Origin of the sequence: Spirulina sp. CCY15215 (genome assembly GCF_016888125.1) — a bacterium.
Taxonomy (GTDB): domain Bacteria; phylum Cyanobacteriota; class Cyanobacteriia; order Cyanobacteriales; family Spirulinaceae; genus CCY15215.
This window is the reverse complement of sequence record NZ_JACSWA010000425.1, coordinates 45,057-53,706: the sequence shown is the minus strand read 5'-3', so window position 1 is coordinate 53,706 and position 8,650 is coordinate 45,057. Positions and strand designations below refer to the sequence as shown.

Sequence of the window (8,650 nt, the reverse complement as noted above, 5' to 3'; positions counted from 1 at the left end):
CCTCGGTTTTGCTGTACTGTTCTACATGGAAACTATACTGATCAATGAGAAGATATTCGCAGAAACTGGGAAGCGATCGATAAGCCGCAAATTTTTCGTCTTTATCGTAACTGCGAGTGGATTTTGAGAGAACTTCTGCAATTAGACAAGGATTAATAATCGTATCTTTACGTCCTTCTTGATAAATAAGTTCGCCTTTAACGATCGCAATATCGGGATAAGTGTAGATTTGGCGATCGCCGATCCATAAGCGTTGATCCGCCATAAAAACTTGGTAAGGTTTGCGTTTAAGGGCAAAATTTAAGCTGCTGGCAAAATTCAAGCTAATTTTATTATGATTCGGCGTTCCACCGGTCATGGGGATAATTTCTCCATTGATGTATTCATGGCGATTTTCGCTTTGAATTTCTCGATCTAGATATTCTTCTGGGGTAACTTTAGGGGGGGCGATCGCTTGAGTCATAATTAGAGGACAACGAGGGGGACTGGTATTTTAATACGATACTATTTCTTCTTAAGGATTTCGGATAAGAACGAGAGGGGCGATCGCCTCTCCCATTCTATCCCTCCTTTCCCCTTGCCCATAACCCATTATCATTAACCCAAATCAAAAACATTTTATTTTCCAGTAAATTTGTCGGTTTAGCGGACAAATACTTGGAAAATAAGAGAATGTACTGAGTAAAGAGATAGAGAATGAAATTTGCACTTCCGTTCAAATTAGCTGCGATCGGCGGAGTCGCCTTATCTACAGCCTTCGTCGCTACGAATTTGACTACAGCCCAATCTTTATTTGGCCAGCAAGAAGTCGATCAAAGCGCCTTTGCCGCGATCGCCTCCCCTTTTGATGTCTCCTCCTATAATCTCACGATTATCGAGCAAATTCCGGGGAAAAGACAGTGCTGGAATGAAGCTGGGACAGCACCCATTAGAATCGACGCGCTGTGGACAACCTTTGATTTTACTGGCAGTTGTAACCGCAGCGTAGACAGTAATGGTTATTCCGTCCGCATTAACGGGGAAGACTTCGCGATCGAATACTTATTACGCATTATCAACCGCAACAGCGAGTTGCAATTAGTCGGAACTCCTCGGGTAGGAAGCGCCCGACCAGGGTTAAATGAAATTACCATCGCACGCAGCCGAGGCACTTTTAGCGGTCCTCATGGCGAAATTCTCTACAAGTTTTTTCTCGAACCAGGTTGGCGCTTCACAAAACGAACATATCAAGGGAAAACTCTTGGTCACGTTTATCTCACCTATGATGGTGCAATCCCCACACCAAACCCAACTCCAACCCCAACCCCAACTCCAACACCAACCCCAACCCCAACTCCAACTCCAACCCCAACTCCAACTTCTAGTTTCCCCGATATTTCCAACGACATCTACAAAACAGAAATTCAAGAAGCCGTTAAACTGGGCTTTATTGCCGGATTCCCCGAAGATAATACCTTCCGACCTCAGAACACATTAACCCGCGAACAATTGGTTTCGATGGTATTTGGGGCTATCCAAACTATTCCCAATATCAATTTACCTAATCCTGCGTCTCCCAGTAGCAATCCTTTTCCAGATGTTCCAGCATCTCGGTGGAGTGCTGCTAAGATTCAATGGGCTAAAGCGAATAATGTGGTCTCGGGCTACCCCGATGGGCAATTCCGCCCCACTCAACCCGTAACGCGGGCGGAGTTAATGGCGGTAATGAAAAAAGCGGCGGAATATGGCAAGGCCAAGCGAGGACTTTCTTCCGCTTTGGGTCAAAAACAAACACCGACGGCTTTTTCCGATACGACGGGTCACTGGGCGAATGCTTTGATCCAGCAAATGTCCAGTTATTGCGGTATTGCCTCTCCTTTAAATGAGCAAGGCAGTGCCTTTGCGCCGAACTCCGCCTCTTTGCGGAATTATGCGGCGGCGGCAACTTTAAGAACCCTTAATTGCCTTAAATCCGATAGTTAATTCCAGAGCTATTATAAGATAGAGAGGTAAATATAAATTATCTCTCTATTTTTATCGGTTTCATTATTTACCTTCTTCATTCTACCGTCCAATCTTGTAATGCTAATCCCGGCACTTTCTCAAAATCGCGACGGTTGCGCGTGACGACGATACCTTTAACAGAAAGGGCGATCGCAGCAATTCTTAAATCTCTCGTTCCGATACGAATTTTTTGCCGAACTAAATTATTATAAATTATTGCAGCTTCCATCGAAAAATCTAGTAAGTTAATATTTTTAAGATCGTCCAATAAGGTTCGCAATCGCCGATAAGCAACAATAACCTCTTCAGAAGATGATGCCCGTCTGATAATATTCAGCCGTCCTCTAATTTGCTCTTCGGCTGAAATAATTGTTAGAAAAATGAATTTTGCTTCGAGTGTAGAAATCCGTCTCGTAACATTAGAATTTCCTCTTTCTAACAAAGAATAGTGGTCTGTATCAAGTATCCATATTGTCATTTTTTTGCCTCTTCAGCGTCCATTTTTTGATAATATTCTTCCATCTCTGCATCTAACTGGCGACGATCTTCTTCAATATACGCCAACATTTCATCAAATTGAGGATCGTCTGCATATTTTCCAGCAATCTTCATCCAAGGATGTTCTGTTTCTTCTGGTTGATTCTCCTGAAGTGCTTCCAAAACTGCTTTTTTTTCTTCGGCTGGGAGTTGTTTGACCAACTCGATCACCTGTTCGATTGTTAAATCTAAAACTGGCATGAATCTAAACTCCTGTGTGTATCTTCACTAATAATAACAATTTTAAGAGAGTTATGCTTGAAAATCATGTACTCTCTCGATCGCAAATTATGGCGAGACTTGATTCGACTTTACTCAGTTAATTCCCTCGCATTTTCTCCTTGTAATAATGCTGTTGCTTCTTCTACGGGTAAGGGTTTAGCCCACAAATACCCCTGGCCAAATTCACATTCTAAAGTGCTTAATTTTTCTGCATCTTCTTGGGTTTCAACCCCTTCCGCAATGATATCCATACCCAAAATATGACCGAGGTTAATAATCATGCGAACAATTTCGTAATCTTCGCGACTTTCCCCCATTTTCTGTACAAAAGACTTGTCAACTTTGAGAGTATCGACGGGAAAGCGCCGAAGTTGGCTTAAAGACGAGTATCCGGTGCCAAAATCATCCATGCTGAGTTTGCAACCAAGAGATTTAATTTGCAGCATTAGATCGATCGCCTTCTCCACATTATCCATGACCATACTTTCGGTAATTTCGACTTTGAGAATATGTTCTCCTACTCCTGTATCTTTAATGATTTTTGCTAACATCTCGATTAAGTCTGGTTGCTCAAATTGACGACCGGAGAGATTGATACTTAATATTAAATCGCGATCGCCAAATTCCTCTTGCCATTGACGAGCCTGGCGACACGCTGCCTGAAAAATCCATTCTCCCAAGGGAATAATGAGTCCGGTTTCTTCTGCGAGAGGAATAAACATAAAAGGTGAGATAAAACCTTTATCGGGATGTTGCCAGCGTATCAGGGCTTCAAAACCCATAATTTTCCCTGTTTTTAAGGCAACAATGGGTTGATAATAAAGTACAAATTCTTCCTTGGTAATTCCCTGTCGCAATTCATTTTCAAGGGCGAATTGTGCTACAGCTTCTTCAAACATTCCTGTGGCAAAGACGGAATGGGTTTTTCCTAGGGCTTTTGCGCGAAACATGGCTGTATTGGCATCTCTCAGTAAGTTTTCGGGGGTGTGGAGATGCCTTTCTTGGGTTGTAGCAATGCCGATATTTACTTTAGTAACAATTTGTTTGCTTTCGATGGAAAAAGGTTCTTCTAGGATGTTTTGTAGGCGATCGGCTAAAGTGGTGAGAGCCTCGGGAGGTAAGTTAAGAACAAGGGCAAATTCGCTTTCGCTCACCCTGGCAAGTTTGGCAGAATGGGGGATATTTTTTCGCATTTTTTTCACTAAAGTTAGGAAAAAGCGATCGCCGATCGCCTTTCCCCAATTTTCCTGAATCAGTTGCAGGCGATCGCATTGTAAAAACATCACCCCGAGGCGGGAAGGAAGGCGACGGCGACGAATTTTGGACAGCGATCGCTTAATATAACTCACTAAAGATTCCCGATTGAGCAAACCCGTAAAGGGATCGCGGGTGGTAGTATAAAGCAAGCGATGGGTTACGGCCAAGCCACTAGCGACGGTAAAGGCTAATGCGGGTTCTACGATGGGAATCCAAACCAGATGAGCTAAAAGAAGCCATCCCACTCCCGCGATCGCCCCTATTCCTAAAATCCCCGTCAAACTAAAAGCGAGAGGATGTTTTAAACTCCAGACGCAAATCCCCCCAACAAGCGCCCAAACCCAGAGCCAGAGAAGCTCGCTTCCTTGAGACCAAAAGGAAAATTGCCGATTTTCTCCCGAGATAATTCCCAAAAGCTGACGGATCATTTGTGCATGAACGATAACTCCTGACATTTGAAAGGCATTTTTTTGACGAGCGCCGCTATAGGGAGTTAAGATTAAATCTTTTAAACTAGGGGCGACGGTACCAATAAGAACAATTTTGTCCCGCACTGCTTCAGGAGGGATATCCCCTTCTAGGAATTGTTTCAGCCCGATTGACTCGATAATATTGCTGCGGCTACAATACTTCATTAAGATCTGATATCCCCGCGTATCTGCGGTTTGATAGCCCCCAGAATTGAACTGTAGCGCGACTAATTCTGTTTCTCCAAGAAATAAAGAGCGAGTATTGTAGCGAAAGGAAATGCCTTCTTTGCGACCGTAGGCTAAACTGACTCGCAAGGCAAAGGAATAGTAATCTCGTTCTTTTCCCGCCACAAAGAGAAGGTTGCGACGGAGGATTCCATCGCGATCGAGGGCAAAATCATTAAATCCGACTCTTTCATTTTCTACAGGGGGAGGAGGGGGAATATTGCTAACAATTTCTGTAATGGCGATGATATTTTCTGCTTGTAATTGCTTGACGAGGGCTTTTTCTCCAGGTGGTTTGGGGATATCTCGGTAAAGATCGAGCCCGATGACTCGAGGTTGATAGGATTGTAATTTCTGGAGGGTTTGGGCGAGAATGGCATCGGATAGCGGCCAGCCATAGCGGTGCAAGTCTTCTTCAGTAATGGCGATCGCCAACAAACGCGGATCGGGAGGTGCATCCCCTTGCAGTTGGACAAAGCGATCGAAAACTGCTAAATCTAAAGGTTCGATCGCCCCCAATTCTTGGAGTCCCCAAAATAGCCCCGTCACCACAGTGCTTGACGCGACAATAGAACAACTGGAAACCCAGATGATGCGAGAGAGCGATCGCAGGGGTTGAATGACTTTCACGAGTAAAATAAAGTGATGTAGATGATTTGATAAGTAGTTGGATAATAGTCTCAGGACTGTAACAAAACTCAATATTTGCTTACAATGGAGCAAAGAAACTCAATCGTCCTTCGATGCAAGCCCAATCCAGTACCCAAAACCCCTTTCTAACTCCCCTGATTCTCATATCCCCGTTTTTCCTGTGGGGGACAGCAATGGTCGCCATGAAAGGCGTTATTGCTGACTCAACGCCCTTGTTTATGGCCGGTTTTCGCCTTCTCCCCGCCGGAATCTTAATTTTAGCCGTAGCTGCAATTTTCAAACTTCCACAACCGAAAACATGGCGGGCTTGGGGGTGGATTGGTATTTTTGCCCTCTTGGATGGGTTAATGTTTCAAGGCTTTCTGGCTGAGGGACTAATGAGAACTAGCGCGGGTTTGGGGTCTACCCTTATTGACTCCCAACCCATCGCGATCGCCTTACTTTCGAGTTGGTTATTTGCAGAAGCGATCGGGTTTTGGGGTTTTCTCGGATTGGCGATCGGTGTTATTGGCATTGGTTTTTTGGGTTTACCCGATGAATGGATTATTGAGGGATTAACCCATTTTTCTTTCTCCGGTTTCGCCAATGGAGGGAACTTATTTAACAATGGAGAATGGTTGATGCTTTGTGCTTCCCTCTCAATGGCTTTGGGAACTATTAGCATTCGTTATGTCAGTCGCCATGCCGATCCGGTGGTAGCGACGGGATGGCACATGATTTTAGGGGGTTTACCACTGTTTGCTATGTCAGCATTCTGGGAGCAAAATCAATGGGTTAATATTGATGGTAATGGCTGGCTGGCCTTGGCCTATTCGACGGTATTTGGTAGCGCGATCGCCTATGCTTTATTTTTCTATATCGCTTCCAAAGGCAATCTCACCAGTTTTACCTCTCTAACTTTCCTAACCCCAATTTTTGCTCTGATTTTCGGTAATATTTTCCTTGCGGAAATTCTCAGTCCTCTCGAATGGGTAGGAGTCACCTTAACTCTTGTTAGTATTTACCTAATTAATCAACGCGATCGCCTCGATCGCATTTGGCAGAATTTTCGCGATCGCTACCTCTTCCCCTCTCTTCCGGTAATACGATAAAATGGGGAAAATAGCGACAAAATCATGGAATTGTTTGATCGCGTCTGGCGCGTTGTACAGTCAAATGTGAATAGTTGGGTAAGTGCTACTGAAGATCCTGTACTAACTTTGGAGAATACAGTGGATGAGATGCAGCAAGAATTGGTAAAAATGCGTCAAGCTGTTGCCCACGCGATCGCCACTCAGAAGCGCACAGAACGCCAAGTTATGCAAAACCGAGTTGCTGCCGAAGATTGGTATCGACGCGCCCATATTGCCCTTAAAGGAGGGGAAGAGGCGATCGCCAGAGATGCCCTCAACCGTCGCAAAACCTATCGGGATAATGCTACTCTTCTTCACAGTCACATTGAGCAGCAAAATGCAATTATTGTCAAACTCAAACAAGATTTACGCCTTCTTGAAGGTAAGCTCGCTCATGTTAAAATACAAAAAGATATGTATCTCGCTCGAGCTACTTCCGCAGAAGCAACCCGTCGCTTACACGAACTTTTAGAAAAAGGGGTGGGCAAAAGTACCCTTAATCTTATCGATCGCGTTGAAGAAAAAGTACAAACTTTAGAAGCCCGCGCAGAATTAGCCTCCCAACTCAGAAATGATTCTCTCGAAGGGAAATTTGCAAACTTAGAAACCTCTGCAATTATAGAAGCTGAATTAGCTCAACTCCGCCGACAAATTAATAATCAGTAACCGATCACTGAATTAATGACTTTAATCTACCCATATCCTCCTCTCAAATCTGGTATTCTTATTAAACGCTACAAAAGATTTTTAGCCGATATCGAACTAGAATCTGGTGAGATAATTACCGCCCATTGTGCTAATACTGGACCCATGATTGGACTTCACGATCCAGGTAGTTTTGTACAGGTTTCTCGCAGCAATAATCCTAAACGGAAACTTCCTTATACTTGGGAAATGATTTGCGTTAATGCGGAAACACAACCGACATGGGTTGGAGTTAATACTGCTATACCTAATCGGGTTATTAAACTAGCCTTAGAACAAAAATTATTACCCGAACTCGCACAACATTACGATACAATTCGTTCTGAAGTTCCTTGCGGTAGAGAAAAAAAGAGTCGTATTGATTTTTTTCTTAGCGATCGCGCAACTTCTACGGGCTATTTTCTTGAGGTGAAAAGCGCAACTTGGTCCCAAGGAAATATTGCTTTATTTCCCGATACCGTCACCACTCGCGGACAAAAACACCTGCGAGAATTAATGGGGGTATTAGGGACAACAAAGGCTGGAATTCTCTATTTTATCAATCGAGGAGACTGCGATCGCTTTGCACCAGGGGATCGCCGGGATCGGGTCTATGGAGAGTTATTGCGAGAGGCGATCGCCTCGGGGGTAGAAGTTTTTCCTTACCGCTTTGAAATCACCCCCCAAGGCATTTACTTTCGGGGTTTAGCAGAATTTGTGAGCTATCAACCCGCCGATAGTGACCCAAAGAGTGTAATATAGGGCAAGAAAAAACTTAACGCTTTTTTTCAGAATATCTTGAGGAAAGTTTTCGATGAGCCAAAAACTGAGAAGATTTGCGATCGTTCTTTTACTGATGTTTCCTTTAATTGGTTGCGATCGTCCGAGTTCTAATGCAACGGAAACAGACAGTCAAACAAGTTCTTATCAAGCTAGTGCAACATCGGTAGAAGAGAGAATAAATCCTGATTTTCGCAAATTACAAGGTGATGGAGTTTCTTTGTATTTACCTCCTGGATACGAAGGAGGAGATCCTCAGAAAGATATTGAAAAAATGGCTGTTAATTTAGAGGGTGCGGGTTCAGAATATGAAAATCTCAGTAGCGCCCTTAGAGAGACAAAAGATTTAGTTGCTTTAGTGGCTTTTGATAACAAAAATTCCCAAGGTGGATTTGTTACCAATGTTAATGTAACTTCTCAAAAGATGCCCCAAGGGACGAAGTTAGAAGAGTTTCAGCAAGCGATAAGTAACGATTTAGAACGAGTAGGTTATGAGATTTTAGCACAAGATGTTCAAGACTTAAAAAAATGGCAAGCTGGACGAATTACTGTTAAAATTGAAACGGGCAAAACCAAAATTACACAATTAGTTTACATTATTCTCGATCGCGGTATTTTTTGGGTTGTCACCTACTCTACCCCAACAGAAGAGTTTACCGATCGCGTCAAAGATTTTGAAGATAGTATTATTACCTTCAATATTCAAAATAATGAATAGATAATGCACAA

9 protein-coding genes are annotated in these 8,650 nt (G+C 43.4%); 5 read left to right on the top strand and 4 right to left on the bottom strand.

The genetic code is table 11. The features are described from left to right. Positions 1-463: Uma2 family endonuclease (locus JUI58_RS12420; protein ID WP_204104103.1), on the bottom strand; the 463-nt coding region annotated here is incomplete at its 3' end. A 233-nt stretch (positions 464-696) separates the two neighbouring features. On the opposite strand from JUI58_RS12420, the gene JUI58_RS12415 reads away from it, so the two are divergent. Further along, positions 697-1,962: a DUF3747 domain-containing protein gene (locus JUI58_RS12415; protein WP_204104102.1), complete on the top strand. Its 1,266-nt coding sequence runs from the start codon at positions 697-699 to the stop codon at positions 1,960-1,962. A gap of 76 nt (positions 1,963-2,038) precedes the next feature. Here the strand turns inward: JUI58_RS12415 and JUI58_RS12410 are convergent, their stop codons facing one another. The 3 genes from JUI58_RS12410 to JUI58_RS12400 all read right to left on the bottom strand — a co-directional run bounded on the left by JUI58_RS12410 (position 2,039) and on the right by JUI58_RS12400 (position 5,324). After that, positions 2,039-2,461 carry a type II toxin-antitoxin system VapC family toxin gene (locus JUI58_RS12410; RefSeq protein ID WP_204104101.1) on the bottom strand — a complete coding sequence of 141 codons (423 nt, stop codon included), beginning with the start codon at positions 2,459-2,461 and terminating at the stop codon, positions 2,039-2,041. After that, on the bottom strand, positions 2,458-2,721 hold the full coding sequence (locus tag JUI58_RS12405) for a hypothetical protein (RefSeq protein WP_204104100.1): 264 nt from the start codon (positions 2,719-2,721) through the stop codon (positions 2,458-2,460). Before JUI58_RS12405 ends, JUI58_RS12410 begins: the two co-directional genes overlap by 4 nt. A gap of 110 nt (positions 2,722-2,831) precedes the next feature. Continuing rightward, positions 2,832-5,324 carry an EAL domain-containing protein gene (locus JUI58_RS12400; protein WP_204104099.1) on the bottom strand — a complete coding sequence of 831 codons (2,493 nt, stop codon included), beginning with the start codon at positions 5,322-5,324 and terminating at the stop codon, positions 2,832-2,834. A 113-nt stretch (positions 5,325-5,437) separates the two neighbouring features. Between JUI58_RS12400 and JUI58_RS12395 the strand changes: the two genes are divergently transcribed. The 4 genes from JUI58_RS12395 to JUI58_RS12380 are packed head-to-tail and all read left to right on the top strand — an operon-like array spanning position 5,438 to position 8,639. Further along, the gene (locus tag JUI58_RS12395; protein ID WP_204104098.1) at positions 5,438-6,436 is read left to right on the top strand and encodes an EamA family transporter; all 999 of its coding nucleotides are present in this window, start codon (positions 5,438-5,440) and stop codon (positions 6,434-6,436) included. 24 nt (positions 6,437-6,460) lie between these two features. Then, positions 6,461-7,123, top strand: a complete 663-nt coding sequence (locus tag JUI58_RS12390; RefSeq protein ID WP_204104097.1) for a PspA/IM30 family protein — start codon at positions 6,461-6,463, stop codon at positions 7,121-7,123. A gap of 15 nt (positions 7,124-7,138) precedes the next feature. Continuing rightward, entirely contained in the window at positions 7,139-7,903 is a 765-nt protein-coding gene (gene sfsA, locus JUI58_RS12385; protein ID WP_204104096.1) for a DNA/RNA nuclease SfsA, read from the top strand. Between the two features lie 52 nt (positions 7,904-7,955). Next, on the top strand, positions 7,956-8,639 hold the full coding sequence (locus JUI58_RS12380; protein WP_204104095.1) for a hypothetical protein: 684 nt from the start codon (positions 7,956-7,958) through the stop codon (positions 8,637-8,639). The last annotated feature ends 11 nt before the right edge of the window (positions 8,640-8,650 follow it).